This is a genomic window from Stenotrophomonas sp. YJH_SMC_119 (genome assembly GCF_059368315.1).
Genome location: NZ_JCAFRP010000011.1, coordinates 19313 through 46224 on the forward strand (window position 1 = coordinate 19313; position 26912 = coordinate 46224).

The 26912-nt window shown below is 67.8% G+C and carries 29 protein-coding genes; 19 read left to right on the forward strand and 10 right to left on the reverse strand.

The features are described from left to right. Positions 1-2: 2 nt before the first annotated feature. On the reverse strand, positions 3-476 hold the full coding sequence (gene dut / locus AC5P6S_RS15680; RefSeq protein ID WP_005407763.1) for a dUTP diphosphatase: 474 nt from the start codon (positions 474-476) through the stop codon (positions 3-5). Beyond that, a complete protein-coding gene (gene coaBC, locus AC5P6S_RS15685; RefSeq protein WP_049449536.1) occupies positions 473-1735 on the reverse strand; it encodes a bifunctional phosphopantothenoylcysteine decarboxylase/phosphopantothenate--cysteine ligase CoaBC in 1263 nt (420 codons plus the stop codon). The genes dut and coaBC overlap by 4 nt, the downstream gene beginning before the upstream one ends. 228 nt (positions 1736-1963) lie before the next feature. On the opposite strand from coaBC, the gene AC5P6S_RS15690 reads away from it, so the two are divergent. The 4 genes from AC5P6S_RS15690 to AC5P6S_RS15705 all read left to right on the forward strand — a co-directional run bounded on the left by AC5P6S_RS15690 (position 1964) and on the right by AC5P6S_RS15705 (position 6087). Next, complete coding sequence (locus AC5P6S_RS15690; RefSeq protein WP_033834997.1) at positions 1964-2590, forward strand: response regulator; 627 nt, start codon at positions 1964-1966, stop codon at positions 2588-2590. 69 nt (positions 2591-2659) lie between these two features. Continuing rightward, complete coding sequence (gene radC / locus AC5P6S_RS15695; RefSeq protein ID WP_005407759.1) at positions 2660-3364, forward strand: RadC family protein; 705 nt, start codon at positions 2660-2662, stop codon at positions 3362-3364. 113 nt (positions 3365-3477) lie between these two features. After that, positions 3478-5166: an arginine--tRNA ligase gene (gene argS / locus AC5P6S_RS15700; protein ID WP_012478915.1), complete on the forward strand. Its 1689-nt coding sequence runs from the start codon at positions 3478-3480 to the stop codon at positions 5164-5166. Between the two features lie 21 nt (positions 5167-5187). Continuing rightward, the gene (locus tag AC5P6S_RS15705; protein WP_005407757.1) at positions 5188-6087 is read left to right on the forward strand and encodes an SPOR domain-containing protein; all 900 of its coding nucleotides are present in this window, start codon (positions 5188-5190) and stop codon (positions 6085-6087) included. A gap of 89 nt (positions 6088-6176) precedes the next feature. Here the strand turns inward: AC5P6S_RS15705 and AC5P6S_RS15710 are convergent, their stop codons facing one another. Both AC5P6S_RS15710 and AC5P6S_RS15715 read right to left on the reverse strand, forming a co-directional pair. Then, on the reverse strand, positions 6177-6929 hold the full coding sequence (locus tag AC5P6S_RS15710; RefSeq protein WP_005411994.1) for an SDR family NAD(P)-dependent oxidoreductase: 753 nt from the start codon (positions 6927-6929) through the stop codon (positions 6177-6179). 87 nt (positions 6930-7016) lie between these two features. Further along, positions 7017-7505, reverse strand: a complete 489-nt coding sequence (locus tag AC5P6S_RS15715) for a hypothetical protein (protein ID WP_005407755.1) — start codon at positions 7503-7505, stop codon at positions 7017-7019. Positions 7506-7588: 83 nt separating this feature from the next. Here AC5P6S_RS15715 and AC5P6S_RS15720 point away from each other — a divergent pair, with 83 nt between their 5' ends. Then, entirely contained in the window at positions 7589-8056 is a 468-nt protein-coding gene (locus tag AC5P6S_RS15720; protein WP_005411992.1) for a YehS family protein, read from the forward strand. On the opposite strand, the gene AC5P6S_RS15725 is transcribed toward AC5P6S_RS15720, so the two are convergent. After that, on the reverse strand, positions 8025-8912 hold the full coding sequence (locus AC5P6S_RS15725; protein WP_495204665.1) for a LysR family transcriptional regulator: 888 nt from the start codon (positions 8910-8912) through the stop codon (positions 8025-8027). The two genes, AC5P6S_RS15720 and AC5P6S_RS15725, sit on opposite strands and share 32 nt — an antisense overlap. A gap of 143 nt (positions 8913-9055) precedes the next feature. Here AC5P6S_RS15725 and AC5P6S_RS15730 point away from each other — a divergent pair, with 143 nt between their 5' ends. Continuing rightward, positions 9056-10204, forward strand: coding sequence for an MFS transporter (locus AC5P6S_RS15730; protein WP_219625406.1), 1149 nt, complete (start codon positions 9056-9058; stop codon positions 10202-10204). Here AC5P6S_RS15730 and AC5P6S_RS15735 read toward each other — a convergent pair. Then, positions 10201-10899, reverse strand: a complete 699-nt coding sequence (locus tag AC5P6S_RS15735; protein ID WP_138970246.1) for a TorF family putative porin — start codon at positions 10897-10899, stop codon at positions 10201-10203. The two genes, AC5P6S_RS15730 and AC5P6S_RS15735, sit on opposite strands and share 4 nt — an antisense overlap. Before the next feature lie 129 nt (positions 10900-11028). Here AC5P6S_RS15735 and AC5P6S_RS15740 point away from each other — a divergent pair, with 129 nt between their 5' ends. Next, the gene (locus AC5P6S_RS15740) at positions 11029-11466 is read left to right on the forward strand and encodes a DUF6165 family protein (protein ID WP_043035177.1); all 438 of its coding nucleotides are present in this window, start codon (positions 11029-11031) and stop codon (positions 11464-11466) included. Between the two features lie 7 nt (positions 11467-11473). Here AC5P6S_RS15740 and AC5P6S_RS15745 read toward each other — a convergent pair whose 3' ends face one another. Both AC5P6S_RS15745 and AC5P6S_RS15750 read right to left on the reverse strand, forming a co-directional pair. Next, the gene (locus AC5P6S_RS15745) at positions 11474-12145 is read right to left on the reverse strand and encodes a response regulator transcription factor (RefSeq protein WP_005407749.1); all 672 of its coding nucleotides are present in this window, start codon (positions 12143-12145) and stop codon (positions 11474-11476) included. 190 nt (positions 12146-12335) lie between these two features. After that, positions 12336-12908 carry an OmpO family porin gene (locus tag AC5P6S_RS15750; protein WP_005407747.1) on the reverse strand — a complete coding sequence of 191 codons (573 nt, stop codon included), beginning with the start codon at positions 12906-12908 and terminating at the stop codon, positions 12336-12338. Positions 12909-13118: 210 nt separating this feature from the next. Between AC5P6S_RS15750 and AC5P6S_RS15755 the strand changes: the two genes are divergently transcribed. Together AC5P6S_RS15755 and AC5P6S_RS15760 are read left to right on the forward strand one after the other, a co-directional pair. Further along, complete coding sequence (locus tag AC5P6S_RS15755; RefSeq protein ID WP_495204666.1) at positions 13119-15521, forward strand: S9 family peptidase; 2403 nt, start codon at positions 13119-13121, stop codon at positions 15519-15521. 91 nt (positions 15522-15612) lie between these two features. Further along, positions 15613-15972 (forward strand): DUF1428 domain-containing protein, encoded by a 360-nt coding sequence (locus AC5P6S_RS15760; RefSeq protein ID WP_005407745.1) that lies wholly within the window; start codon positions 15613-15615, stop codon positions 15970-15972. 15 nt (positions 15973-15987) lie between these two features. Here the strand turns inward: AC5P6S_RS15760 and AC5P6S_RS15765 are convergent, their stop codons facing one another. Both AC5P6S_RS15765 and AC5P6S_RS15770 read right to left on the reverse strand, forming a co-directional pair. Beyond that, positions 15988-16680, reverse strand: coding sequence for a hypothetical protein (locus tag AC5P6S_RS15765; protein WP_495204667.1), 693 nt, complete (start codon positions 16678-16680; stop codon positions 15988-15990). A 107-nt stretch (positions 16681-16787) separates the two neighbouring features. Next, positions 16788-17681 (reverse strand): hypothetical protein, encoded by an 894-nt coding sequence (locus tag AC5P6S_RS15770; protein ID WP_049450901.1) that lies wholly within the window; start codon positions 17679-17681, stop codon positions 16788-16790. A gap of 491 nt (positions 17682-18172) precedes the next feature. On the opposite strand from AC5P6S_RS15770, the gene AC5P6S_RS15775 reads away from it, so the two are divergent. From AC5P6S_RS15775 to AC5P6S_RS15820, 10 genes are all read left to right on the forward strand, one after another. Beyond that, complete coding sequence (locus AC5P6S_RS15775; protein ID WP_012478904.1) at positions 18173-19606, forward strand: Do family serine endopeptidase; 1434 nt, start codon at positions 18173-18175, stop codon at positions 19604-19606. Positions 19607-19707: 101 nt separating this feature from the next. Continuing rightward, positions 19708-20073 carry a hypothetical protein gene (locus AC5P6S_RS15780; protein ID WP_004153835.1) on the forward strand — a complete coding sequence of 122 codons (366 nt, stop codon included), beginning with the start codon at positions 19708-19710 and terminating at the stop codon, positions 20071-20073. Between the two features lie 8 nt (positions 20074-20081). Next, on the forward strand, positions 20082-20552 hold the full coding sequence (locus AC5P6S_RS15785; protein WP_005407741.1) for a phage holin family protein: 471 nt from the start codon (positions 20082-20084) through the stop codon (positions 20550-20552). Next, positions 20549-21010 (forward strand): hypothetical protein, encoded by a 462-nt coding sequence (locus tag AC5P6S_RS15790; protein ID WP_005411983.1) that lies wholly within the window; start codon positions 20549-20551, stop codon positions 21008-21010. Before AC5P6S_RS15785 ends, AC5P6S_RS15790 begins: the two co-directional genes overlap by 4 nt. A 67-nt stretch (positions 21011-21077) precedes the next feature. Next, a complete protein-coding gene (locus AC5P6S_RS15795; protein ID WP_005411982.1) occupies positions 21078-22187 on the forward strand; it encodes an AI-2E family transporter in 1110 nt (369 codons plus the stop codon). Between the two features lie 241 nt (positions 22188-22428). Continuing rightward, positions 22429-22746: a hypothetical protein gene (locus AC5P6S_RS15800; RefSeq protein WP_495204668.1), complete on the forward strand. Its 318-nt coding sequence runs from the start codon at positions 22429-22431 to the stop codon at positions 22744-22746. Positions 22747-22820: 74 nt separating this feature from the next. Beyond that, positions 22821-23540 (forward strand): HAD family hydrolase, encoded by a 720-nt coding sequence (locus tag AC5P6S_RS15805; protein ID WP_049441851.1) that lies wholly within the window; start codon positions 22821-22823, stop codon positions 23538-23540. A gap of 3 nt (positions 23541-23543) precedes the next feature. Further along, complete coding sequence (locus AC5P6S_RS15810) at positions 23544-24911, forward strand: leucyl aminopeptidase family protein (protein WP_012478900.1); 1368 nt, start codon at positions 23544-23546, stop codon at positions 24909-24911. A 136-nt stretch (positions 24912-25047) separates the two neighbouring features. Continuing rightward, complete coding sequence (locus AC5P6S_RS15815; protein ID WP_099561275.1) at positions 25048-26151, forward strand: catalase family peroxidase; 1104 nt, start codon at positions 25048-25050, stop codon at positions 26149-26151. Continuing rightward, the gene (locus AC5P6S_RS15820; RefSeq protein ID WP_099561274.1) at positions 26148-26681 is read left to right on the forward strand and encodes a cytochrome b; all 534 of its coding nucleotides are present in this window, start codon (positions 26148-26150) and stop codon (positions 26679-26681) included. Before AC5P6S_RS15815 ends, AC5P6S_RS15820 begins: the two co-directional genes overlap by 4 nt. Positions 26682-26912: the final 231 nt, after the last annotated feature.

A 26912-nucleotide genomic window follows, 5' to 3' on the forward strand; every position in this document is an offset into this window, starting at 1 on the left:
CGTCAACGCACCCCGGTATGGCCGAATCCACCCGTTCCCCGCACGCTGTCGGTGAAAGTATCCACCACCTGCAGGCTGACGCGGGCAATCGGCACGACCACCAGCTGCGCGATGCGATCGCCCGGCTCGATGGTGAAGGCCTCGCGGCCACGGTTCCAGACGCTGATCAGCAACGGGCCCTGGTAATCGGCGTCGATCAGGCCGGTGCCGTTGCCGAGCACGATGCCGTGGCGGTGGCCCAGCCCGGAACGCGGCAGGATCACCGCGCAAAGGTGCGGATCAGCGATATGGATGGCCAGGCCGCTGGGCACCAGCGCGGTGTCGCCCGGCTGCAGGGTCAGCGCGGTATCCAGCGCCGCGCGCAGGTCCATGCCGGCGCTGGCTTCGGTGGCGTAGGCGGGCAGCGGCCAGCTGTCGCCGAAACGCGGATCAAGCAGCTTGACCTGCAGCGGTTGGGAAGTGGAAGCCTGGGTCATGCCTGGAGTCTCCGCGCGATCAGCGCCAGCAGTTGTTCGGCCAGCTCGCGCTTGGAGGTGGCCGGGAATACCTGTTCACCGTCCTGCCAGAAGGCCGTGGCGGCATTGTTGTCGCTCTCGAAACCGCCGCCACTGATGCCGACCTGGTTGGCGATCACCAGGTCCAGGCGCTTGTCGACCAGCTTGCCACGCGCATATTTCTCCACGTCGTGGGTCTCGGCGGCGAAGCCGACCACCAGCTTCAGCGACTGCGTCTGTGCAGCGACTTCGGCGAGGATGTCCGGCGTGCGCACCAGCTCGATCACCAGCGACTGGCTGTCGGCGGTCTTCTTCAGCTTCTGCGGCGCGACCTGGCGTGGCGTGTAGTCGGACACCGCGGCGGCACCGATATAGATGTCGGCCGGCAACGACTTCAGCACGGCATCGCGCATCTGCGCGGCCGAGCGCACGTCCACGCGCTGCACGCCGGCTGGCGTCGGCAGCTGTACCGGGCCGCTGACCAGCACCACCTGGGCGCCCATCGTCGCGGCGGCCGCGGCCAGGGCAAAGCCCATCTTGCCGCTGCTGCGGTTGCCGACGTAGCGCACCGGATCGATGTCTTCATAGGTCGGGCCGGCGCTGATCAGCAGCCGAAGGCCCTGCAGCGCGCGGGTTTCCGGTGCGACAACCGCCGCTGCAGCACTGCCATTGGCAGCCAGCGCGGCAACGATGTCGCCCGGTTCGGCCAGACGGCCGGGACCGGATTCGCCTTCGGCCAGCGGACCGTCGACCGGGCCGACCACCTGAGCGCCGCGCTGGCGCAGCAGGGCGATGTTGGCCTGGGTGGCCGGATGCAGCCACATGCGGTGGTTCATCGCCGGGCAGATCGTCAGCGGCGCGGTACTGGCCAGGCACAGGGTGCTGACCAGATCATCGGCGTGGCCCTGGGCCAGCCGGGCCAGCAGATCGGCGGTACCCGGGGCGACCACGATGCGGTCGGCCCAGCGGGCCAGCTCGATGTGGCCCATGGCCTGTTCGGCGGCGCTGTCCCACAGCGTGGTGCGGGTGGGCTGCCCGGACAGGGCCTGGAAACTGAGCGGAGTGACGAACTGCTGTGCTCCGGCGGTCATCGCCACCTGCACCTGGGCACCGGCGTCGCGCAGGCGCCGCACCAGTTCCAGGGCCTTGTAGGCCGCGATCCCGCCTCCGACGCACAACAGCAGTTTCTGACCTTCCAGCGCGCGGGCCGGCGCGGGGGAAGCGTTGGGGGAGTCAGCCACCTGGAATTCCTGTGCAAACGAGGGCGCTAGCTTACCCGATGGTCGGTAATGTCCCGGTGCAGGGCGCACATAGCGGGCGGCTATCAGCAGATGGAGTCCGTCTCCGTTGACCCGGGATTCACCCGGTATCAGTTTCGGACCTTTCCTATACCTCTACGGGTCTGCGCTTTTGCAGAATCAGGCATTGGCTGCCGCCCGCCGTGGCCTGTTCGACCTTCGAGGAGCCGCGTGCATCCGCGCATCATCATCGCCGACGACCATCCCGTGGTCCTGCATGGCATCCGTATCGTGCTGCAGACCTACCTGATGGACATCGTCGGCAGTGCGCGCGACGGCGCCCAGCTGCTGGAGCTGGTGGATCACCACGACTGCGATGCGGTGCTGACCGACCTGTCGATGCCGGGCGCCGGTCCGGACGGTCCGGAGCTGATCGACGCGCTGCGCATGCGCCGCCCTGGCCTGCCGGTGGTGGTGCTGACCGGCGCCCGCCATCCCGGCCTGCTGGACAGCCTGCTGCGGGAGGGTATCAGTGGCCTGGTCGACAAGTGCGCCGATTTCGCCGAACTGCCCCACGCGCTGAACGCCGCGCTGGCCGGGCAGGTATTCGTCTCCCAGCAGCTGCGCCACCACCTGCAGGCGCGCGACCTGCTGTTTCCGCGTCAGCCGGCGCCGTTGTCGGCACGCGAACAGGAAGTGCTGGAGCTGCTGGCAGCCGGCCTCAGCGTGAACGAAGTTGCCGAGCGCTGCGGGCGCAGCCCGAAGACCATCAGCCGGCAGAAGGCCGAAGCCAAGCGCAAGCTGGGCCTGCAGAACAACCAGGAACTGTTCGACTACCTGCAGACCCGGCGCGGCTGAGGCAACCTCCGACCCCAGTCCGCGGCATGCCCCGATGGGAGCCACCGCAAGGTCTGGCGATGATGGGCCATGCCCATCCATGACTGGCCCGAACAGGAACGCCCCCGCGAGAAGCTGATCGCGCGCGGGCCCACGGCACTTTCCGACGCCGAACTGCTGGCCCTGTTTCTCGGATCCGGGTTCGGTGGCCGCGATGCCGTGCAGACCGCGCGCGACCTGCTGCAGGCGCACGGCCCGTTGAGGGTACTGCTCGACCGCCCCGCCGCCGAGCTCGCCCGCCTGCCCGGGCTCGGCCCGGCACGCAGTTGCACGCTTGCTGCCGGGCTGGAACTGGCCCATCGCTACCTGGCGGCTGAGCTGGAGCACGGCGAGGCGGTTGGCAACAATCCGGCGGCGGTCGGCCGCTACCTGCAGCACCGGCTGCGTGGCCAGGCCCGCGAGGTCTTCATGGCCCTGTTCCTGGACAACCGCCACCGCCTGATCGCCTGTGAAGAGCTGTTCCACGGCACCATCAACGCCGCACCGGTCTACCCCCGCGAAGTGGTGCGGCGCGCCCTGCTGCACAACGCGGCGGCGGTGATCCTCAGCCACAACCACCCTTCGGGCGATCCGGAACCCTCCAGCGCCGATACCCGCATCACCGACGAACTGCAGCAGGCGCTGGCGATGGTGGACGTGCGCCTGCTGGACCACTTCGTGGTGGGCGAGGGCCGTCCCGTTTCATTTGCTGAACGGGGTCTGCTATCCCCGCCCCAGCCGCGGCTGTTCGGCTGAGCGCGGCCGTTCAGGCGCCATCGGCCGCCCCCACAGGCATGTTCTGGTCAGCGTGGGCGCGGGTATCTGCGCTAAAATGGGCGATTCCGCCGCTCATTCTCACAGCAGGCCTCGTGAAAAATCTCCTCCGCGCCCTGATCAGCCAAGGCATCGAAGCCTTGCGCGCCAATGGCACCCTGCCCGCCGACTCCCTGCCGCCGGACTTCGTGGTCGAGCGCCCGAAGACCCGCGACCACGGCGACTTCGCTACCAACGCCGCGATGCTGCTGGCCAAGGCCGCGCGCAGCAATCCGCGCGCACTGGCGCAGGCGCTGGTCGAGGCGCTGCCGCGCAGCGAGGACGTGAGCAAGGTCGAGATCGCCGGCCCCGGCTTCATCAACTTCCACCTGGCCCCGGCCGCGTACCAGCGCGAAGCCGCGTCGGTCATCAAGGAAGCCCACGACTACGGCCGCAACCTGTCCGGCAATGGCCGCACGGTGGGCGTGGAGTACGTGTCGGCCAACCCGACCGGCCCGCTGCATGTCGGCCATGGCCGCGCGGCGGCGATCGGCGACTGCGTGGCGCGCGTGCTCGATGCCAACGGCTGGAACGCCAAGCGTGAGTTCTACTACAACGACGCCGGCGTGCAGATCGAGAACCTGGCGCTGTCCACCCAGGCACGGATCAAGGGCATCGCGCCGGACCAGGACGGCTGGCCGGAAGGTGGCTACCGCGGTGAGTACATCGCCGACGTCGCACGCGCCTACATGGCCGGCGCCAGCGTCGACCTGGAAGGCAGCACCGTGGTCGGCGCCAAGGACCCGGACGACATGCAGGCGATCCGCCGCTTCGCCGTGGCCTACCTGCGCAACGAGCAGAACCTGGACCTGGCCGCGTTCGGCGTCGACTTCGACATCTATTTCCTGGAAAGCTCGCTGTACGCCGACGGCAAGGTAGCCGAAGCGGTGGCCAAGCTGCAGGCGTCGGGTCATACCTATGAAGAAGGTGGCGCGCTGTGGCTGCGCAGCACCGACTTCGGTGACGACAAGGACCGCGTGATGCGCAAGTCCGACGGCACCTTCACCTACTTCGTGCCCGACGTGGCCTACCACCTGTCCAAGTGGCAGCGCGGCTACGAGCGCGCGATCACCGAGCTGGGCGCCGACCACCACGGCTCGCTGGCCCGCGTGCGCGCCGGCCTGCAGGCGATGGAAGTGGGCATCCCGCAGGGCTGGCCGGAATACGTGCTGCACCAGATGGTCACCGTCATGCGTGGCGGCGAGGAAGTGAAGCTGTCCAAGCGTGCCGGCAGCTACTTCACCCTGCGCGACCTGATCGAGGAAGCCGGCCGCGATGCCACCCGCTGGTTCCTGATCGCGCGCAAGCCCGATTCGCAGCTGACCTTCGACATCGACCTGGCCCGCCAGCAGAGCAACGACAACCCGGTGTTCTACGTGCAGTACGCGCATGCCCGCGTCTGCAGCCTGCTGCGCCAGGCGCAGGAGAAGGGCCTGGTGTACGAGCAGGGCAACGGCCTGGCCAACCTCGGCCGCCTGGCCGACGATGCCTCGCTGCTGCTGATGAACGAGATCTCGCGCTATCCGGAAGTGGTGGAAGCGGCCGGCGTGGCGCTGGAACCGCATCTGGTGGCGCAGTACCTGCGTGAATTGGCGCATGCGTTCCACACGTGGTATCACGGGACGCCGGTACTGGTGGAAGATGCCGCCGATCGCAACGCCAAACTGACCCTGGCCTGTGCGGCGCGCCAGGTACTGGCCAATGGCCTCGAACTCCTGGGCGTCAGCGCCCCGGAAAAAATGTAAGCATCAGGAGACGCAGTACACATGGCAGCACGACGCGGCAAAAGCCAGGCACGACGCAACAGCGGCAGCCAGGGCACCCCCGGATGGGTGTGGCTGGTGGCCGGTGTAGCGATCGCGGCCGTGGTGTTCCTGGCGGCGCCGAACCTGTTCAAGGGCGAGGGCGATGGCTTCCTGCGCGCCGGTCCGCAGCCGAACCCGAACGCGCAGCCGGCCCCGGTCGCCGATGCCGACAGCGATGTCGGTACCCAGCCGGCCGCGCAGCCGGCTGCGCCGAAGCCGGCCGAACCGGAAAAGCCGGCCGCCACCCAGTACGACTTCTACACCCTGCTGCCGGGCAAGGAAGTCGAGATGTCCGACGCCGAACTGGCCGCCAGCGCGCGTGCCGAAGACCAGCGCCGGGCCAAGGCCGAAGCGCAGCGCGCGCAGGCGGCACTGGAAGGCAAGCCGGTTCCGCCGGCGACCACGACCGCACCGGCACCGGCGGCCACCGCCAGCGTGTCCAGCACCGCGCAGGTGACCGCCACCAGCCGTCCGCTGCCGGCACCGCTGAGTGAACGTCCGGCTGCGGCAACGCCGCCGGCCAGCACGGCCTCGACCAGCACCGCCGCCGCCACGCCGGCAGCGCGCGCGGAAACCGCAACGGCAACGGCGGGTACCCCGGCCACAGCCGCTCCGGCGGCCGCCGACAACGCCCGCTATATCCTGCAGGCAGGCGCCTTCGGCGCCTCCGGCGATGCCGAAGCAACCAAGGCCAAGCTGGCGATGATGGGACTTGCGGCACGCGTGGAGTCAGCACAGATCAACGGCAAGACCGTGTACCGCGTGCGCATGGGGCCGTATGGCAGTGCCGGTGAACTGTCCGAGGCCAAGCAGAAGCTGGATGGCACCGGCCTGCAGGCGATGGCGATCAAGGCCCAGTAAGCCTGCCGCTGTGAATGAAAAAGCCGGGCATTGCCCGGCTTTTTCTTGTTTCTGCAGAGTCGAGCCATGCTCGACTCTACAAACGGCGGTCAGCCTTCGCGGGCGACCTGGAAACCGGCGAAGGACTGGCTCACCGGCATCAGTTCCAGGCGATTGATGTTCAGGTGCGGCGGCAGGCTGGCCACCCAGAAGATCTGTTCGGCGATGTCTTCGGCGGTCATCGGGTTGGCGCCGTTGTAGAGCTTGTCCGACGCCGCCTGGTCGCCGTGGGTACGCACCACGGTGAACTCGGTTTCAGCCATGCCTGGTTCGATCGTGGTCACGCGCACGCCGGTACCGTGCAGGTCCGAACGCAGGCCCAGCGAGAACTGGCTGACGAAAGCCTTGGTGCCACCGTAGGCGTTGCCACCCGGGTACGGGTAGACGCCGGCCACCGACGAGATGTTGATGATCGCGCCCTTGCGCTCCACCAGCTGCGGCAGCAGGCGGTGGGTCAGGGTCACCAGCGCGGTGATGTTGGTGTCGATCATCGTGGTCCAGTCCGACAACTTGGCGCTCTGTGCCGGCGCGGTGCCCTGCGCCAGGCCGGCGTTGTTGACCAGCAGATCGATCTCGCCAAAGGCGGGCGGCAGTGCCAGCAGCGCCGCTTCCATCGCAACCGGATCGCGGATGTCGAAGGCGGCGGCATGCACCACGTCCTTGCCGTAGCGATCGACCAGCGGCTGCAGGCGTTCGCCGCGGCGGCCCGTGGCGATCACTTTCCAGCCGGCCTGGGCGAAGCGGTGGACGGCGGCGGCGCCGAAGCCGGACGTGGCGCCGGTAATCAGGACAGTGCGGGTCATCAGGCAACTCCAGGGGGAAAAACCGGACGCCCATTCTGGCATTCCCGGCCCGTCCTGAGTTGCCCGCCGTCCTGCCGTCCCCCCGGCTCAACGCACGCGAAACACTCTGGCCTTGGGCAGGTCTTCGTCGACCTGCAGGAACCAGCGCCCGGCAATTCCTGGAACAACGGCGATCTGCGGCGACTGCAGCACCTTGCGCAGCTTCATCTGCCCCTTCATCACCTGCCATTGCTGGCCGTTATCAAGGGTGAACAGCGTGCCGGGCTGCCAGCCTGCGACCTCTCCGACCACGCGTGCATTGACCGGTCCTTCTTCCAGGCCCAGATGCATTGCTGCCGGTGCCGGCACATTGGCAGGCAGCGGCGCAGCGGCGGGGGCCACCGCTGCCGTCGGCCCGGTGGCCGCGCGCTCTGCCTCGCGCAGTACCCGGTTCAGCGCCTGCAACTGCGCTGGGCTGAGCCCGACCTCGGCCAGTTGGGATGCACTCAGGCGCCGCTCGACGGGTACGAAGCGGTCCTGGGCGAAGGCAGCGAAGCTGCTGGCGAGCAGCAGTGCGGAAAACAGATACCGGCGCATGCAAGGGTCTCAGCGAACGAGTGCCCACGATGCTGCAGTTCGATGACAGTCCGGTGACACGCCAGGGGCCGGTACAATGGGCCATGATCAACAACGATGTCCTGCGCAGCGTGCGCTATTCCCTGGACCTGGGCGACCACCACGTGGTGACCCTGTGCCAGATGGCCGACCCGGCCTTCGCCGTGGATCCCGAACAGGTGAAGGCCTGGCTGCGCCGCGAGGACGAAGCCGGTTTCGAAGCGATGAGCGACAGCGCGCTGGCGCACTTCCTCGATGGCCTGATCGTGCACCTGCGCGGTCGCGACGAGAGCCAGCCGCAGCGCGCGGTGGAAACCCGCATCGACAACAACCTGGTGCTGAAGAAGCTGCGCGTGGCGTTCCAGCTGCGCGACGTCGATCTGATGGAGATCTTCGCCAGCGCCGGTTTCAACGTCTCCAAGTCGGAAGTCGGTGCGCTGTTCCGCCAGCCCGGGCACACCAACTACCGGCGTTGCCTGGACCAGATGCTGCGCAACTTCCTCAAGGGCCTGAGCCTGCGCTTGCGCGGCTGAGCACGGCCTCGACGAACGCCCGCGCCGCCGGTGTCGGCAGCCGCTGCCAGACCAGGTGCACGCGGCGGGTCGGGGTTGGCTGCAGCGGAATCCGCACCACGCCCTGGAAGCCTTCGGCGATCAGCGCCGGCACGATGCCAACCGCCAGACCATGGCGGACGAAGCGCTCGACCAGTTCCATCAGGTTGACCTCGAAACGCACTGTGTGCGGCAGGCCAGCGGCGACGAAAGCATCGTCGGTCTGCCGCCGCGCACCGGTGCCGCGCGGGAAGTCGACCAGCGCCTCGTCCTGCAGTTCGGTCAATGGCAGCCGCTTGCGCCTAGCCAGCCGATGCGAGGGGGCCAGCACCGCCACCAGGTCTTCTTCCTGCAGCATCTGGTGGCAGACCCCGTCCAGGCCGGCCGAGGGCGCCAACCCCACCAGTGCAACATCCAGGTCACGCGACTGCACCTGCGCGATCAGGTCCTCGCTCTTGTCCACCCGCAACTGGAATTCCACCTGCGGGTGCGCCTGCTGGAACGCGGCCAGCATCGCCACCACATCGATATCGGTCAGCGAGGAGATCTGCCCGATCGCCAGCAGCCCGCGCACCTCGCCACTGACCGCGGCCACGTCGGCGCGCAGGTGGCGCAGGCTGACCAGCACCTGGCGTGCGTGCACCAGCAGCGCCTCACCCGCTGCCGTCGCCCTCACCTGCCGCGGCAGGCGCTCGAACAGCGGCGTGCCCAGTTCCTGCTCCAGGTGGGCAATCTGGTGGCTCAACGCGGACTGCACCACATGGCAGCGTTCGGCGGCACGGGTGAAATTGCCCTCTTCGGCCAGGGCAACGGCAAATTCGAGCTGCTTGAGATTCATCCAACTATCTCGTTTCCAGATGGCATGGATGATGATGATTCATTTCCATCATGGCCGCAGCAGGTGGACACTGTGCCCCCCGCTTCCTGGATCACCGCGTGAGCCCGTCCCTCCCCCCTCTGCACCGCTGGCAGGTGCTGCTGATGTCCGTGGCTACCGGCGTGGCCGTGGCCAGCAACTACTATGCGCAGCCACTGCTGCACACCATTGCCGATGCCTTCGGTGTGCCGTTCGGCCAGGTCGGCATGGTGGTCACTGCGGCACAGCTGAGCTATGCCGCCGGACTGATCCTGCTGGTGCCGCTGGGAGACCTGTTCGAACGCCGCCGCCTGATCGTGGTGATGAGCCTGCTGTCGGCCGGCGGACTGGTGATCAGTGCCTGCGCACCGTCACTGACCTGGCTGCTGGTGGGCACCGCCATCACCGGCCTGTTCTCCGTGGTCGCCCAGGTGCTGGTGCCGTTCGCGGCCACGCTGGCCGCGCCGGAACATCGCGGTCGCGTGGTCGGCACGCTGATGAGTGGCCTGCTGCTGGGCATTCTGCTGGCGCGCACCGTGGCCGGCCTGCTTTCCAGCCTGGGCGACTGGCGCCTGGTGTATGCGATCGCCGCTGCCACCCTGGTGCTGACCGCACTGGCATTGCAGCGCGGTCTGCCGCGATTCCACCACAGCGCCGGCTTGGGCTATTTCGCATTGCTGCGCTCGATCGGCGTGCTGTTCGTGCAGGAACCGGTGCTGCGCCAGCGCACGCTGCTGGGCGCCTGCAGCTTCGCCATGTTCGCGATCTTCTGGACCCCGCTCGCGTTCCTGCTGGCACAGCCGCCGTATGCCTACAGCGACGCCACCATCGGCCTGTTCGGGCTGGTCGGTGCGGCCGGTACGCTGGCGGCCGGCCTGGCTGGCCGCATGTCCGACCGTGGCCAGACCGGGCGTGCCACCGCCATTGCACTGCTGCTTTTGCTGCTGTCGTGGCTGCCGCTGGGGCTGTCCGCACACTCGCTGCTGGCATTGCTGGTGGGCGTGGTGGTACTGGACCTGGCCGCACAGCTGTTGCACGTCAGCAACCAGAACCTGATCTACGCACTGCAACCGGCGGCACGCAACCGCCTCAATGCCGGCTACATGACCGGCTATTTCATCGGTGGTTCGCTGGGTTCGCTGCTGTCTGCGCAGGTCTACCAGCGCTTCGGCTGGACCGGCGTATGCGTGGCCGGCGCTGCCGTGGCTGCGCTGGCCCTGCTGCTGTGGCTGCCCGGCGCGCTGCGCGCGCGCCAGGCGTCGCTGGCCGACTAGAAGCTGCCCTGCAGCGCCAGCTCCCATCGCCCACCGGCGTTGCCGGGGAACAGGCGCTTGGCTGCGTTGTCCGTGCCATGCACGGTGGCGCGCAGTTCCCATGCCGGGGTCAGCGAGGCGATGGCACTGAGCTGCCCATGCAGGTAGTCCGGGCCCTGGGCGGTGGCCAGCCAGTACTGGCCCACCGCTGCTTCCAGGCGGAGGCGTTCGTGCAACGGCACACGCACACCCAGCTGGGCATAGGTACCGCGATGGCCACCGGCCAACGCATCGTTGGAATGGGCGACCTGCAGCCAGGCGCGCTGCTTCCAGGTCACCGTGGTGTTGAGCTCGGTCCAGTCCAGCGCGCGGCCGGTGCCCGGGTACACGTAACGGGTCAGGTTGGCATCCAGGCTCCAGTCCGGTGCCAGTGCGCCGGACCAGCCCGTCACCAGGTCGAACTCGCTGCGCGCGCCATTGTCCGGCTTGAACGAAACGTTGGACCCCCACACGCTGGCGTACCAGCCCGCTGGGATCGAGACCTTCGCGCCGGCCTGCACCGCCGGGTCGCCGTCGCTCTGCGAGCTGCCGCGCCATACGTAGTCACTGGTCAACGCCGCACTGCCACTGACCTGCACCTGTGCCTGCGCGCTGCCGATCCCGAGCAGCCCTGCCAGGGCGGCCACCAGCGCCGCCATCATCCCCTTGCTGTTCACTGCACTGTGTTCCTCGTCGAAGGCGGTCACGCCGCCGGGAACGCAGTGTCGAGGCGAGGGCCGTAACGGATCGAGGGTGCTGCCGGGCCCGTGGCGCAAATTCGGCGTAAATCCCGTGGACTGCGGCCAATGCCAGCAGCGCGGTATCATGGCGCCCTGTTTCCAGGAACCAACCGCGTGGACGCCATCCTGACTCCGGTATCGATCGGCGAGCTGATCGACAAGATCACCATTCTCGAGATCAAGGCCGAGCGCATCGACGATGCCGCCAAGCTGGCCAACGTCCGCACCGAGCTGGACGGCCTGCTGCCGTTGCTGCAGCAGCTGCTGCACGCACAACCGGCACTGGCCGCGCTGAAGCAGCAGCTGAAGGTGATCAACGAGCGCATGTGGGACATCCAGGACCAGCTGCGCGACAAGGAAGCGGCCCAGGTGTTCGACGATGCCTTCATCCAGCTGGCACGCGGTGTCTATGGCACCAATGGCGAGCGCGTGCAGGTGAAGAACGAGATCAACCGCGTGGCCGGTTCGGCCCTGGTCGAAGAAAAGCAGTACCAGGGCGAGTAACCCCGCCTCAATCAGCGTCGATCAGATGGCGGAAGCGGAACAGCTCGCCATCGTTGCGGATGCCCAGCTTGCGGTAGGCCGCTCGTTTCTGCGTGCTGATGGTGCTGGCCGCACGCCCGCTGCGGCGTGCCATCTCGCCGGTGCTGCAGCCACGCAGCACCCACTGCAGGACAGCGCGCTCGCGCGTACTCAACCGTGGTGAACGCATGGACTGCTGGCGCTGCCGGCGGGACTGGTTCAACTGTGCACGCAGCTCCGGCGGCACGAAGCGCCCGCCGCGGGCAACCACGCTCACCGCGCGCAGCAGCATCTGCGGCGCGCAGGCCTTGGACAGGAATCCGCGCGCACCGGCCTGCAGGGCCAAGGACACGACACCCGCGTTGCAGTGTGCGGACAGCACCAGGATCGGCACTGCCGGCCAATGTCGTGATACGTGCCGCAGCAGTTCCAGGCCTTCCCCGCTGTCACCGATCGGCAAGGCGTCAACCAGCAGCAGATCGATCGCAGCTGCCTGCTGCTGCAGGCGCTGCAGCAGGTCACCGCTGCGGCCATAGCTTCCATCGACCTGCAGGCCCGTCTGCCGGGCCAGCAGTTCCTGCACGCCATGCCGCAACAGTGGATGCGGATCCAGCAGCAACAAGCGGCAGGGAGAATCGCGGGGCGAGGGAAACGGGGGCATCGTTGCATTCCTGCAGGACAGGCCACTCACCCTAGGGCGCAGCCGACGCCTGCGGAATCCAATTCGTTGCAATGCCGCCCGTCCACCTCAACACGGTCAGGTAGCGTTTGCCCAGCCGGAAACGCAACAGGCCCGGCATGGGCCGGGCCTGTCGAGGCATCTTCAGCGCGCAGGCGCGCCGAGGAAGCAATTACCAGCTGAAGCGCGGGCCGACGGTGTATTCCTTGTCGCCGTGGCGGTTCATCTTCAGCTCGCCGTTCAGGCCCCAGTTCTGGTTCAGCTTGACCTGACCACCCAGGCGGCCGTACCACTGGCCGTCGATGTCGACGCCGTGCTTCTTGGCGTAGTCTTCGTAGCCGACCATGCCGTAGACCTCGGCGTGGGCACCGAAGGCGGTACGGATACCGGCTTCAGCGCTGTAGCCGTTGAAGTCCAGGCCGTGCTTGCGATCGAACTTCTGGTAGGCAACGCGGGCAACGAAGTCGGTCGACGGAGCGATTTCGACGTTGTAGCCGGCACCGACCTTCCACTGGTCAACCTTGATGTTGGTGTGGTCGACTTCCTGACGGCTGTATTCACCGAACGCGTGGAAGTTCGGCAGGAAGCCGTAGGAACCCTTGACGCCCCAGCCGTCAGCCTTGATGCCATCGACGTCGGTCTTGGCGTAGTCGGCCTCAGCGTAGTTGTACGACAGGTTCTCAGCAGCCGAAGCGGTGAACGGCAGGGCAGCGGCCAGGGCCAGAGCAATCAGCGAATTCTTCATGGGGGTACACCTTTACTTTCTTATGGTGTGCAGCAGCGCCAGGGCGCCATCGCATCGGGAATGTAAATTCTCCGTTATTCGCCACAACGCTCCCTGAAAACAGTGGTCTTCGCATTGCTGAATTTTTGGGCTTGATTCAGGCTCCGTCTGGCATACGCGCGCGGCGCGCGTGCATCTGTAATCCTTCGACGATTGCAACAGGAGGTTGCCTTGCTCGTTTCCGATCCGCTGCGGACGTGTGTCCGCGCCGCTGTCTTTGCCTGCATTGCCCTCTTGTCGCCACACACTGCACGTGCGCTGCAGGCGACCGACTACCAGCGCGCCGAACGCGTGCATGACAGTCATCTGCGCGGTGCGCTGCGCAATGCTTCGGTCCTGCCCCACTGGCTGGCCGATGGACGATTCTGGTATGAGCGCGAAGACACTCAGGGCCGGCGCCAGGCGGTACTGGTCGATCCCGTCCAGGCGACACGCCAGACCCTGTTCGAACCCACTGCGCTGGACGCTGCGGTTGCGCCGCTCGGTGCCAGCGGGCCACGCCTGCGCCTGGCCAGCGTGCAGCAGGCGGACGATGGCCTGCGCCTGCGGTTCAGCGGAGAAGTGCCCGTCGATTGCCAATGGCCGCGCTGGCAATGCGCACGTTCGCCGGATGCGCGGCCGCCGGCCGATGCACTGCCTTCGCCCGTCGGCGATGCGTGGCTGCAGGTGCGCGACAACAACCTGTGGCTGCAGTCGCCTGGCACGGCGCCACGGGCACTGACCCACGGCGGAGAAGCCGGTAATGGCTATGGCGTGCTGCCGGACTTCGCCCTGCGCGGTATTCCACGCCGTCAGGGCCGGATGCCGGTGCGGCCGTTCGCGGTTGGCTGGTCTGCGGACGGGCGCTACGTGGCCGGCATCCGCTACGACGAACGCGCGCTGCAGGACTACCCCTATCTGGAAAGCAGCCCGACCCACAGCGCGCGGCCGCGCGTGCATACCGTGAAGCTGGGGGTGCTGGGCGATGCACAGCAGGTGCGCGACACCCTGTTTGTGGTGGATACCCGCAGCGGCAGGCAGCATGACATCGCGCTGCCCGAGGGCTGGAACACGCTCAGTGAGGCCGGCATCCTGGGTTGGGACGGCGATCGGTTGTATGCCGTGATCGCGCACTTCGGCACGCCGCGCAGGCTGCGCCTGGTGGAGATCGATGGCAACAGCGGTGCATTGCGCACGGTTCTGGAAGAAGCCAGCGACACTCGCCTGCAGCTCAACGTGTATTCCTACAACCGGCCAGCGGTGGCCATCCTGCCCGGGCAGGACACCGCCGTGTGGTTCTCGCAGCGCGATGGTTGGGGCCATCTGTACCGGGTGCGCCTGTCCGACGGCAAAGTGCTGCGCCAGCTCACCCGCGGCCACTGGGCGGTGCGCGACCTGCTGGGTGTGGACGCTGCCGGTGGCTGGGCGTACTTCAGCGCCGGCGGCGTCGACGGTGGCGACCCCTACGTACGCGGCCTGTACCGTGTATCGCTGCAGGGTGGACCGGTCCAGCGCCTGGCCGCCGATGGCAACGACCATCTGGCCGATGCCGGCAGCGGCGCGTTGTTCGGCGGGCGCGCCCCCCAGGCGCTGTCGCCTGGCGGTGGCTATCTGGTGGATACCGTTTCCCGTCTCGACCAGCCACCACGCACCGTGCTGCGGGCCAGCGATGACGGTCGCGAGCTGCTGTTGCTGGAAGCGGCGGACAACCGGGCAGTGCTTGCTGCGGGGTGGCGCCCACCGCAGCGCGAACGTCTGCTGGCCGCCGACGGGCGCACGCCGATCTTCGCCACCGTCTACCTGCCCCGCGACTATCGCGATGACGGCAGCTTCCCGGTGATCGATGCGATGTACGGCGGCGCCTTCATCAGCAATGCCCCGGTGACCTACGCCGAAGCGGTGTCCGCGCTGAATCCGGTGTCACGCGCCAGCCTGGCCGAGCTTGGCTTCGTGGTGGTCAGCATCGATGCGCGCGGCACCGGCGGCCGCGACAAGGCCTTCCATGACAGCAGCTTCCTGCACGGCGCCGATGTGCAGCTGGATGACCACGTGGCCGCGCTGCGCCAGCTGGGCGAACGCTACCCGGGCATCGACCTGCAGCGGGTCGGCATCTACGGGCATTCGTTCGGCGGTTACAGCGCGGCGCGGGCATTGCTGCGCTACCCGGCGTTCTACAAGGTGGGCGTGGCCTCGGCCGGCAGTCACAATTTCCAGGGCATGTACGGCGGCGCCCTGCACGGCATGGACCGGCTGTTCGGTGGCGTGCTGCCAGCCACGGCCATGACCGATGGCGTGCCGGCGCCCTTTGCCGGGCTCGACAACGCAGCGCTGGCCGGCAACCTGCGCGGGCATCTGATGCTGGTCTATGGCGAGCTGGACGAAAACGCACCGCCGGCGCTGACCCTGCAGCTGGCCGCCGCCTTGAACAAGGCCCAGCGCCGCTACGACCTGCTGTACCTGGCCCGGCAGGACCACGAGCTGTTCCGCAACGACGCCACCTACACGCACCGCATGTGGGACTACTTCGTGCGCCACCTGGCCGGCCAGCAGCCACCGGATACGGTGCTGGCACCACTGCCCGGTGGCCCGGGCTGAACGGGCGGCCAGAGGATGTCGATCCCCGACGCTCTGGTTCGTCGTGTACTTGAAGGCCGTGCATGCGGCACGGTCCATCCGGAGGCAGGCAATGAGCTACATCGATGGTTTCGTCCTGGCGGTGCCCACCGCCAACAAAGAGAAGTTCCTCGCCCATGCACGCACAGGGGATCCCGTTTTCATCGAGTACGGCGCGCTGCGCGTGGTCGAGTGCTGGGGTGACGACGTGCCGCACGGCAAGACCACCGACTTTTTCGGCGCGGTGAAAGCCACGCCGGACGAGACGGTGGTGTTTTCCTGGATCGAATGGCCGGACAAGCCGACCCGCGACGCCGGCATGAAGAAGATGATGGAAGACCCAAGGTTTGATCCGGCGACGAATCCGATGCCGTTCGACGGCGCGCGGATGATCTACGGTGGCTTCGTGCCGATCTACGAACTGACCCGCTGAACCGGGCGGACGTGCTCAGCGCGCGTCCGTTTCATCGCTGGCGGAGGCATGGCCGGCGCCCAGTGCGGCGCCGGCGCCGAGGCCCACACCGCCCATGCCGGCCCCCATTCCGCCACCGCCGCCACCGCCGCCTCCACCCGCACGACCGCCCTTGGCATCGCCGTCGTTGCGGCCCTTGCCACTGGCACCGCCCGGCCGGGTCGGCCCCTGCGGCGGTATCTGCAGGTCGGCCGGAATCGGCGCCAGGTCCAGCGCTTCGCGCACGAAGTCGCGCAGCGAGACCACAAGTTCGTGGGTATGCACCGGTCGCCCCTGTGCAAGATCGTTGGCAGCGCGCGCAGCCAACCGCACCTGTTCGTCGGTGCCCAGCAGCAGGATGTCCGACAGCGCCGCTTCAACGGCATCGCGGATGCGGCGCGCGCGATCCGAGCGGGGTTCGGCGATGCCTTCGGCATCTTCGCGCTGGCGCAGGTCGCGGCGATGGCTGGGATCCACGCCCAGTTCGCCGGTGAACGAACCGCCCAGGGTCTTGTAGGCCGCCATCAGCGTGCGCAGCCGTTCGTTGATCTGCCGGTTCTCGCGCTCGCGGCGCTGTTGCAGGGTCTGCATCACCAGCAGGCGGATGCCCACGCCCAGCAGGGTGATCAGGACCAGGCCGGCCAAGGTGGACAGCACGCCCTGCCAGGAACTGAAGTCGATACCGCGCATGCCCGGGGCTCCAGCGGAAAGAACCTGCATCTTGCCCCGGACAGTGTCCCGGAAACGCGAAAGGCCCCACCACCCGGTGGGTGGCAGGGCCTTTGGTCACGGCGCGATTACTTGCGCTTGGCGGTCTTGCGCACGGCCTTCTTGGCCGGAGCCTTCTTGGCGGCGACCTTCTTCAGCGGGGCAGCCTTCTTGGCAACCGTCTTGCGGGTAGCGGCAACCTTCTTGCCAACTGCCTTCTTGGCAACGGCGGTCTTCTTGCCGACAACCTTCCTGGCAGCAGCGGTCTTCTTGCCGACGGCCTTCTTGGCGACGGCAGCCTTCTTGCCGACAACCTTCTTGGCCGCGGCGGTCTTCTTGGTGGCGACCTTCCTGGTGGCGGCAACCTTCTTGCCGACAACCTTCTTCGCAGCCACGGCCTTCTTGCCAGCAACCTTCTTGGCGGCGACGGTCTTCTTGGCCACAGCCTTCTTGGCGGTGGCGACCTTCTTGCCGACCACCTTCTTGGCGGCCGCGGTCTTCTTGGCAACGGTCTTCTTGGCGACGGCGGCCTTCTTGGTGGCAGCCTTCTTCACGGTGGCGACCTTCTTGCCGGCAGCCTTGGTGGCGGCCTTGGTGGTCTTCTTGGCAGCGGCGGCCTTCTTGGTCACAGCCTTGCCTGCAGCGGCCTTCTTCTTGGCCACTTCCTTCTTCAGGGCAGCGGCTTCGGCCTTGGCGTTCTTCTTGGCCGCTTCCAGCTTCTTCTTGGCGTTGGCAACAGTCTTGCCGACCGACTTGGCAGCCTTTTCGGCCTTCTTGGCAACGGTCTTCTCGACCTTGGCCACGGCCTTCTTGGCCTTGGCAACGCGGGTACCGGCAGCCTTGGTGGCGCGCTTGACGGTCTTCTTGACCGACTTCACTGCGTCTTCGGCAGCGTGGGCGATGGTCTCGCCAACGTTGGTGGCGGTTTCTTTGACGTTCTCGACAGCGTCGGTCACGACCGACACACCATTACCGTTGCTCATGTTGCCCTCCTGGGGGCCTTAAGTATCAAAACGGGGCGATGCTATACCGACATTGACGATCGTGGAACGGGGCATGCGCCACCAATCGCATCTGCTGCGACGGCGATGGTGTAGTCGACCATCCCTGCAGGCACACCGTGTTTACAGGAAACCCCTTTTTTTCAGTGCTGCGCCGCATGATCCGCGTCGTGACAGGCATTGGTTGTGTGCTCCCGCCCGGATGCCTCGGAAGGCATGCAATATGGCGCGTCGCGGCACCGGGATGCGCAGAACTGCGCAAGTATCGTCCTGTATCCGCGCGACCTGCGGCTGACGTCCGCGCACTGCCGGGCGCCGCCTCCGCTGTCATCACCGGCCCAGCGCCGGTCGTCGCGATCCGCGTTCCCGGCGCGCGGTTTTCATGGCGCATTTATCCAGATCGCGACACACTCATTCAGCTTGTTTTACCGTAGAGCCGAACCGCCCCCATTCCCGCCAGCGAACCGACTCCCATGCGACCGCTACCTACCCTGCTCACGCTCGCAATCGCCGCCGCCTTCGGTGGCTTCGTTGCCACCGGCATCAACGCCCACCTGGACAACCGTGCCGATGCCGCTCCGCTTCCAGCGGTGGTGCCGACCATGGCGGCACTGCCAGCCGCAGTGGCCGGGCAGCAGGTTCCGTCACTGGCACCGATGCTGGAGAAGGCGATGCCGGCCGTGGTCAGCGTCAACACCAAGCAGGTGGTGCGCGTACGCAATCCCTTCTTCAACGACCCGTTCTTCCGCCGCCTGTTCCCGGACATCCCGCAGGAACGCATCAACGAATCGCTGGGCTCGGGCGTGATCATCGACGCCAGGGAGGGCCTGGTGCTGACCAACCACCATGTCATCGACAACGCCGATGACGTACAGGTGACACTGGCCGACGGGCGCACGGTCAAGGCCGAATTCCTCGGCTCGGACCGCGATACCGACATCGCGCTGATCCGTATTCCGGCGCAGAACCTGACCGACATCAAGCTCGGCAACAGCGACCAGCTGCGGGTGGGCGACTTCGTGGTGGCCATCGGCAATCCGTTCGGCTTCAGCCAGACGGTCACTTCGGGCATCGTCTCGGCGGTGGGCCGCAGCGGCATCCGCGGGCTGGGCTACCAGAACTTCATCCAGACCGACGCGTCGATCAACCCGGGCAACTCGGGTGGCGCGCTGGTCGACCTGCAGGGCCAGCTGGTCGGCATCAACACTGCCAGCTTCAACCCGCAGGGCAGCATGGCCGGCAACATCGGCCTGGGCCTGGCGATTCCCTCGAACCTGGCGCGCAGCGTGGTCGACCAGCTGGTCAAGCACGGCGTGGTGGTGCGCGGCACGCTGGGCGTGGAAAGCCAGAACCTGACCGCGCAGATCGCGCAGGGCCTGGGCCTGGGCGAAACCCGCGGTGCGCTGATCACCCGCGTGCTGGCCGGTTCGGCGGCGGCCGCCGCCGGCCTGAAGCCGGGCGACGTGGTGGTGTCGGCCAATGGCCAGCGCGTGGACAGCGCCGAAGCCCTGCACAACGTGGAAGGCCTGGCGGCGGTCGGCAGCCCGATGACGCTGGACGTACGCCGCGAAGGCAAGCCGCTGCAGATCAAGGCGACGCTGAAGGAACAGGCACGCGCGGTCACCGGCGACAGCCTGGACCCGCGCCTGGGCGGGGCCACCTTCGTCGACCTGCCCGAGTCGCTGCGCCAGTCAGGCGCCAGCGGCGTGCTGGTCAGCGAGGTCAAGCGCGGCAGCCGCGCCGCCAGCAACGGCCTGCAGCAGGGCGACATCATCACCGATGCCACCGTCGGTGAATTCGCCGACCTGGCCAGCTGGCGCGCCAACTTCCAGCAGCGCCCGCCGACGCTGGTGCTGCGCGTGCTGCGCAACAATGGCCAGCAGCAGGGCCAGCTCGTGATGCGCTGATCGCCCTGCCGTAACACCCCCTATACCCCGGCAATGCTATTGCTGTCAGTCCAGGTCGGCACCGCCGACTCCCGTTCCCCCATCGCAACAGGAGTGATTCGATGAGCCCCACCAATACCGAGAACCTGAAGGAACACCTGGGTGAAGCCGGTTCCCACCTGAAGCAGGCCGCTACGGCCGCCGGCGGTGCGATCAAGGGTGCAACCGGTGCAGCGACCGACGAGCTTCGCATCGGCAAGGCCAACGTCAAGGCTGAATTGTCCGACAGTGCACTGTCCGGCCTGGCCGCCGCCGAGTTCGGCGGTGCCGCCGCCAAGGAACAGGTCGATGCGCTGATGGACAAGGGCAAGGACCTGATCGACAGCGCCGCCGAACTGATCCGCGAACGTCCGCTGGCCTCGTTCGGCGTTGCCTTCGCAGCCGGCTGGATCATCGCCAAGCTGGCCCGCGGCAGCAGCGACAAGTAAGCCGCAGCGTGAGCGAAGACAACACGCAAGCGCCTGATCCGGCGGCCACCCCGCCGCTGGATGAGAGCATCCGCCAGGTCGGCGCGGCCGGTCGTGCCGCTGCCGATTCGGCCAAGCACACGCTGCGTTCACTGCGCCGGCTGGCCTCGGCCGACTTCGCGCTGGCGCGCAGCGCATTCGGTCGTGCGCTGGCCTGGGCCGGCGTGGCGATCGTGTTTGGTGCATCGGCGTGGCTGCTGATGGCCGCCACCCTCATCGCGCTGCTGCAGAGCTGGGGCCTGAGTTGGCTGCAGGCCCTGCTGATCACCTCGCTGCTGAGCCTGGCCGTCACCGGCTATGCGATCTGGCGGGTGTCCTACTTCTTCCACCACACCGGCATGCACGCCACCCGGCGTCAGCTGTCACGCCTGGGCCTGTTTGACGAACCCAGCGAAGACGACCCTGATGCCGGCGTGCAGCTGCCCGAGGGCAAGCCATGAAGTTCGGCGCGCTGCAGCGGCGGGTAAAGCGCTGCGAACAAGTGGTGACCGTGCGTCTGGGCGAGACACAGGACCACTGGTCCACCCTCGGCCAGGTATGGCGACAGGGCTGGTCGCCGTTGCGCATCGTGGTGGTCGGCCTGGCCGGTGGCTTCATCGCCGGCAAGCTGGAGGTGCCGGGCAAGGTCAACGGTGCCCGCTGGCTGCAGATGGTCGGTTCGGTCTCGAACCTGTTCGCCAGTGCGCAGGCGGCGTTCGCCACGGCGATGGCGGCGCAGGCCGCGGCCACCGCCGACGATGCGGCCGAAGAAGCCGACGATGCCAGCGAGCAGGCACAGGCAGCGGCCTCCGCTGCCGGAGCACGGCCGGCACCGGCGCCACGCTCCGTGCCGGAGCCAGAACCGGACCTGCGCGGACCGCGTCCGGCCGAAGCGGCCACCGAGCTGTCCGAACGTTGATCCATGGAATCCGCCGCGCCGATCGCGGCCGGCGGATAATGCGCTCCCCTTTCCGGTTGATGCGTCGATGAGCGAGTCCCTCCTGTCCCCGCCACCGGCCGGCCCCGACGAGCCGGAGGCAGCGCTGCCACCACCGTCGCGCCCGCGCGGGCCGATGTCGCTGGTGGTGCTGGCGACCCTGGCGGTGGGCTACACGCTGTGGGCCGCGCAGGACATCATCCTGCCGGTGCTGCTGGCGATGTTCTTCGCCCTGGTCGGCAACCCGATCCTGCGCCTGCTGCAGAAGCTGTGGATTCCGCGCGCGCTGGGCGCACTGTTGATCCTCGGCGCCGGCCTGGGCGTGACCGGTTCGCTCGCCGTGCAGCTGATCGGCCCGGCGATGGAATGGGCGCAGGAAGCCCCACAGCAGCTGCGCAAGGTCGCCCGCCAGGTGCAGGACCTGACCAAGCCGGTGCAGCAGGCCAACCAGGCGGCGGAAAACTTCGCCCGTGTGGCCGGTGGTGACAGCAACCACAAGGTGCAGGTGATCCGTACCCAGCTGGACGACCCGTACCGCATGCTGACCCGTGCACCGCGGCTGGCTGCCTCGGTGTTGGCCGTGGTGCTGCTGACGCTGTTCTTCATGATCTACGGGCAGAGCCTGCAGCGCGCGGCGATCGCCCTGTTCCCCAACCGCCAGCAGCAGCGCTTCACTACGGACATCCTGCGTTCGATCGAACGCGAGGTCTCGCGTTACGTGCTGACCATCAGCGTGATCAACACTCTGGTCGGGCTGGTGTTCGCCGGCGTGCTGATGCTGCTCGGTATCGGCCTGCAGGAAGCGCTGCTGTGGGGCACGGTGGCCGCGCTGCTGAATTTTGCGCCGTATGTGGGTCCGTTGATCGGCGTGGCGCTGATGCTGTTGATGGGCTTCGTCGAGTTCCGCGACCCGCTGCAGGCCCTGCTGCCAGCGGCCGCCTACCTGGGCCTGCACACACTGGAAGGGCAGATGGTGACCCCGATCGTGCTGGGCCGTCGGATGAAGCTGTCGCCGCTGGTGCTGATCCTGGCGCTGATGGTGTTCGGCTGGGCCTGGGGCATGATCGGGCTGCTGCTGGCGGTGCCGCTGCTGGTGTGCATCAAGCTGGTGCTGGCACGCCTGGACGGCATGCAGGGCTGGGCACGCCTGCTGGAGTGACGGCATCAACAACGGATGGACGCAGGTGGCGGAACCAGAAACAGGGACGAAGTGGCAGACTATGGCGCCCTACCCGGATGGATCCGCTCGGATGAACTCTCTCGCCACGCGTTGCCTTGCCTTGGCCTGCATTGCCGCTCCCGCGTTCGCCGCGACACCGCCGACTGCCGATCAGGCGCGCACTCAGCTTGCTGAGGCGGTTACCTGCAAGCGGCACCTCACGCCCATACAGTTCGACGCCATGGCCCGGATGCTGACACCGGCCCCGGCAAGGGTGCAGGACGGCGAATCCAGCGGCGAGTTCCGGCTGACCACGCCCTTGATGGTGCTGGGCCAGCCCGTGAACCGGCTGCAGTCCTATGACGGCGACAGCGGCGAGGATGGCATCGACAGTTTCACCGCGTACTTCAGCTCGGCCAGTGTGGAACAGGTCGCGGCACTGGCGAAGATGTCCGACCCGGTAGCAGGCACCTACCCGAAGGAAGTTGGGCGGCACAACCTGGACGTGCAGCAGTTCGACGGCCAGACCACCATCGCCTGCTCGTACAACCTGCGCTGACCCGGCCCAGCCACAGTGCCCACCCGCCCGCCGCGTCGCATGAAAGCCCGTGCTGGCAGGGGTAGAATGGCGGGGTGAATTTCCCCGTCCAAGCCATCACCCTCGACCTTGACGACACGCTGTGGCCGTTCGCTCCGATCGGCGCCCGCATCGAACAGGTCCTGCACGCCTGGATGTGCGAACACAGCCCCGCTACCGCCGCGATGTATCCGGTGGAGGCGATGCGCGAACTGCGCGAGCGGCTGTACCACGCCCATCCGCACCTCCACCACGACCTGAGTGCGCTGCGCCGGCTGACCCTGCACGAAGCACTGCACACCAGCGGTGCCAGCCTCGATCTGCTGGAGCCAGCGTATGAAGTGTTCTACGCCGCGCGCAACCAGGTGGAGTGCTATCCCGATGCGATCGACGCGCTGGCGCGCATTGCCGCACGGGTACCGGTGGCGGCGCTGAGCAACGGCAACGCCGACCTGGAGCGGATCGGCCTGGCCCATCATTTCGCCTTCCAGCTGGGTTCGCGCGAACACGGCGCGGCCAAGCCCGAAGCCAGCATCTTCCATGCCGCGTGCACCCGCCTGGGTGTGGCACCGGCACAGGTGCTGCACGTCGGCGACCATGCCGACATGGACGTGGCCGGGGCGATTGCCGCCGGCCTGCGCGGCTGCTGGATCAACCGCGACGCCGCCACCTGGACCCATCCGCAGCTGCAGCCGGACCTGCAGTTCGACACCCTTACCGGCCTGGCCGACTGGTTGGATGCCAACCTCGACGCCGCCGCACCCCGGAGTACCTGACGCATGAGCGAGATCACTGGTTTCACCGCCGACACCGCTGCGGCGCTGCCGTTGTACGTGCTGGACCGCGAGCAGTTCGCCGCCTGGAAGGACAGCCAGCCGGCTGCCACGCAGGCGTGGCTGGCATCGCAGGGCTTCAACGCCGGCGCCCACAGCGTGGCACTGCTGCCGGGCGCCGATGGCCTGGCCGGTGCCGTGATGGGCGTGGGTGATCGTGCCGATGCCTACAGCTATGCGCATGCGCCGCACGCGCTGCCGGAAGGCAGCGTCTGGCAGCTGGCCAATGAACTGCCGGCCGCCGAACTGGCGCTGCTGCAGCTGGGCTGGGGCCTGGGCAGCTACCGCTTTGACCGCTATCGCAAGCGCAACCGCGCACCGGCGCAGCTGGTGGCCTCGCCGACCGGCGAAGTGGCCGACCTGATCGCCGCCAGCCTGCGCGTGCGCGACTGGGTCAACACCCCGACCGAAGACATGGGCCCGCAGCAGCTGGAAGACGCCGCGCGCGCGCTGGCCCATGCACATGGTGCGCAGGTCGAGGCGATTACCGGCGACGAACTGCTGAAGCAGAATTTCCCGGCCATCCACGCCGTGGGCCGCGCTTCGCACCGTGCGCCGCGCCTGGTCGTGCTGCGCTGGGGCAGGGAAACCGACCCGGCACTGGTGCTGGTCGGCAAGGGCGTGTGCTTCGATACCGGCGGGCTGGACATCAAGCCGGCCGACGGCATGCGCAACATGAAGAAGGACATGGGCGGCGCCGCGCACGCACTGGCCCTGGCCGGCCTGGTGATGGCGCGCGGGCTGCCGGTGCGCCTGACCCTGCTGGTGCCGGCAGTGGAAAACGCGATCGGCCCCGATGCGTTCCGTCCGGGCGAGGTCATCGCCACCCGCAAGGGCCTGAGCGTGGAGATCGACAACACCGACGCCGAGGGCCGCGTGATCCTGTGCGACGCATTGACCTTCGCCGGTGAACAGAAACCGGACCTGGTGCTGGACTTCGCCACCCTCACCGGTGCCGCGCGCATCGCCCTGGGCCCGGACCTGCCGGCACTGTTCAGCAACGACGACACGGTGGCCCAGCAGTGGCTGCAGGCCGGTGACGCGACCCGCGACCCGGTCTGGCGCATGCCGCTGTGGCGCCCCTACCTGCGCTACCTGAGCAGCGGCATCGCCGACCTGGCCAACGCCGGTTCGCGCATGGCCGGCTCGGTTACCGCCGCGCTGTACCTGGAACGCTTCCTGGAAGACGGCCAGCGCTGGGCGCATCTGGACGTGTATGCCTGGAACGACGGCGAGCGCCCGGGCCGTCCGGCCGGTGGCGAAGCGCTGGCGCTGCGCTCGGCGTGGGCGATGCTGAAGCAGCGCTACAGCTGATCGGGTGGGTGCCGACCGTTGGTCGGCACGCCGTCCCCGGAAAATCTGACGAAAAATTGAATTTCGGCCCCGGCCGGGTTCTGCGAGGATGTGTGGGTCGACCACCCACACGCTCCGTGAAGGCAGGACTCCGACCATGTCGCTCTTCCGCTACACCCGCGCTGGCCAGACGCCGGGCGCGCCACGCAAGCATTCACCCCTGCTCTGGATCGCACTGATCGCACTCATTCTGGGTGCGGTCGCGCTGGCCTTCGCCTGGCTGGCCGGCTGGATTGGCGGCCGCCTGACCGCGCAGCGCTTCACCGACACCATCGAAGCCACCGGCCCGGCACATCCCGGGTTCCGCCGGGCGCACAGCAAGGGCATCTGCGTGAGCGGCTGGTTCGAACCCAGTGCACAGGCCCCTACCCTGTCCAGTGCACGGGTGTTCTCGCAGCGCCGCGTGCCGGTGATGGGCCGCCTGTCGATCGGCGGTGGTGATCCCTACGGTGCCGACAACACCGCGCGCGTACGCAGCCTGGCGGTGCAGATGGTCAGCGATGATGGCCAGGAATGGCGCATGGCGATGAACAGCTTCCCGTTCTTCGCCGTGCCCGATGCCGAGGCGTTCTACGAGCAGACGCGCGCCTCCATTCCCGACCCGACCACCGGCAAGCCCGACCCGCAGAAGATGGCCGCGGTGCTGGCGAAATACCCCAGCGCACAGGCGTTCCAGCAGTGGGCCAAGACGGCGCCGTGGACCAGCAGCTGGGCCGACACCACCTTCAACAGCGTCAACAGCTTCTGGTTCACCAACGCGCAGGGCCAGAAGCGTGCGGTGCGCTGGCGCTGGCAGCCGCAGGCGCCGGTGGTGGAGATGGATGCGGAAACGCGCAAGCAGGCCAGTGTCGATTTCCTCAGCCAGGAACTGCAGCAGCGCATGGCCAGCGGCCCGGTGCGCTGGAACCTGGTCGTCACCACCGCCGAGCCCGGTGATGCCATTGATGATCCCTCGGTGCCGTGGCCCGAGTCGCGTGATCAGGTGGTGGCCGGCGTACTCAGCCTGAACCGCATGCAGTCGCAGGAAAAAGGCGCGTGCGGCCAGATCAACTTCGATCCGCTGATCCTGCCCAGCGGCGTGCGCGGCAGTGACGATCCGATCCTGGCGGCCCGCTCGGCGGTGTATTCGCAATCCTTCAACCGCCGCGAGCGCGAGCGCGCCAGCGGCAACGTCGAGCAACCGAAGGAGGCCGCACGATGAGCACCGGCAACGGCCACTTCAACCTGCTGGCGCGGGTGCTGCACTGGTCCATGGCGCTGATGATCATCGCCATGCTGTTCATCGGCGTGACCATGGTCGCCTCGCTGCACATGCGGCCACTGCTGATCGACCTGCACCGACCACTGGGCATCGCGATCCTGCTGCTGGTGCTGCTGCGCCTGTACAACCGCCTGCGCCACCGCCCGCCGGCGCTGCCGGCCGACCTGCCGGTGTGGCAGGTGATGGCGGCCAAGGCCTCGCACTGGATGCTGTATGCGCTGATGCTGGCGATGCCGTTGATCGGCTGGGCGATGCTGTCGGCCGGCGGTTACCCGATCGTGCTGTTGGGCCTGCACCTGCCGCCGATCGTGCCGCACACCCCGGCGTTGTATGCCGCGCTGCGCAATGCGCACAGCTTGTTGGCGTATGTGTTGTTCGCCACGGTGCTGATGCACGTGGGTGCGGCGTTGTTCCACCTGTGGGTGCGGCGCGATGGCGTGTTCCAGGCGATGGCGCGCGGGAAGGATTGAGCGGATTCGCCGGGTGTTCCCGGCGGATTGTTTCCGCGACTGCGGAGGGGTGTCACTTTCTTTGCGCGCAAAGAAAGTAACCAAAGAAACGCTCCGCCGGCCGCGAGCCGGCGTGCTTCGCACGCCGGTGCCCTGCGCTCCTCGGTCCGTCGAGGGACGGCGCGGGAACTCGCTGCGCTCAGACACCCGCACCTCTTCGCCCTCGCCGGACCTCCGGTGCTCGGCTCGCTT

Bases quoted from the DNA above. Each gene is read 5' to 3' on its own strand.
- dut (WP_005407763.1), bottom strand. From the start codon at position 476: ATGACCCAGGCTTCCACTTCCCAACCGCTGCAGGTCAAGCTGCTTGAT.
- radC (WP_005407759.1), top strand. From the start codon at position 2,660: ATGCCCATCCATGACTGGCCCGAACAGGAACGCCCCCGCGAGAAGCTG.
- AC5P6S_RS15705 (WP_005407757.1), top strand. From the start codon at position 5,188: ATGGCAGCACGACGCGGCAAAAGCCAGGCACGACGCAACAGCGGCAGC.
- AC5P6S_RS15710 (WP_005411994.1), bottom strand. From the start codon at position 6,929: ATGACCCGCACTGTCCTGATTACCGGCGCCACGTCCGGCTTCGGCGCC.
- AC5P6S_RS15715 (WP_005407755.1), bottom strand. From the start codon at position 7,505: ATGCGCCGGTATCTGTTTTCCGCACTGCTGCTCGCCAGCAGCTTCGCT.
- AC5P6S_RS15720 (WP_005411992.1), top strand. From the start codon at position 7,589: ATGATCAACAACGATGTCCTGCGCAGCGTGCGCTATTCCCTGGACCTG.
- AC5P6S_RS15725 (WP_495204665.1), bottom strand. From the start codon at position 8,912: ATGAATCTCAAGCAGCTCGAATTTGCCGTTGCCCTGGCCGAAGAGGGC.
- AC5P6S_RS15730 (WP_219625406.1), top strand. From the start codon at position 9,056: ATGTCCGTGGCTACCGGCGTGGCCGTGGCCAGCAACTACTATGCGCAG.
- AC5P6S_RS15740 (WP_043035177.1), top strand. From the start codon at position 11,029: ATGCCAGCAGCGCGGTATCATGGCGCCCTGTTTCCAGGAACCAACCGC.
- AC5P6S_RS15745 (WP_005407749.1), bottom strand. From the start codon at position 12,145: ATGCCCCCGTTTCCCTCGCCCCGCGATTCTCCCTGCCGCTTGTTGCTG.
- AC5P6S_RS15750 (WP_005407747.1), bottom strand. From the start codon at position 12,908: ATGAAGAATTCGCTGATTGCTCTGGCCCTGGCCGCTGCCCTGCCGTTC.
- AC5P6S_RS15760 (WP_005407745.1), top strand. From the start codon at position 15,613: ATGAGCTACATCGATGGTTTCGTCCTGGCGGTGCCCACCGCCAACAAA.
- AC5P6S_RS15765 (WP_495204667.1), bottom strand. From the start codon at position 16,680: ATGCGCGGTATCGACTTCAGTTCCTGGCAGGGCGTGCTGTCCACCTTG.
- AC5P6S_RS15770 (WP_049450901.1), bottom strand. From the start codon at position 17,681: ATGAGCAACGGTAATGGTGTGTCGGTCGTGACCGACGCTGTCGAGAAC.
- AC5P6S_RS15775 (WP_012478904.1), top strand. From the start codon at position 18,173: ATGCGACCGCTACCTACCCTGCTCACGCTCGCAATCGCCGCCGCCTTC.
- AC5P6S_RS15780 (WP_004153835.1), top strand. From the start codon at position 19,708: ATGAGCCCCACCAATACCGAGAACCTGAAGGAACACCTGGGTGAAGCC.
- AC5P6S_RS15790 (WP_005411983.1), top strand. From the start codon at position 20,549: ATGAAGTTCGGCGCGCTGCAGCGGCGGGTAAAGCGCTGCGAACAAGTG.
- AC5P6S_RS15795 (WP_005411982.1), top strand. From the start codon at position 21,078: ATGAGCGAGTCCCTCCTGTCCCCGCCACCGGCCGGCCCCGACGAGCCG.
- AC5P6S_RS15800 (WP_495204668.1), top strand. From the start codon at position 22,429: ATGGCCCGGATGCTGACACCGGCCCCGGCAAGGGTGCAGGACGGCGAA.
- AC5P6S_RS15810 (WP_012478900.1), top strand. From the start codon at position 23,544: ATGAGCGAGATCACTGGTTTCACCGCCGACACCGCTGCGGCGCTGCCG.
- AC5P6S_RS15815 (WP_099561275.1), top strand. From the start codon at position 25,048: ATGTCGCTCTTCCGCTACACCCGCGCTGGCCAGACGCCGGGCGCGCCA.
- AC5P6S_RS15820 (WP_099561274.1), top strand. From the start codon at position 26,148: ATGAGCACCGGCAACGGCCACTTCAACCTGCTGGCGCGGGTGCTGCAC.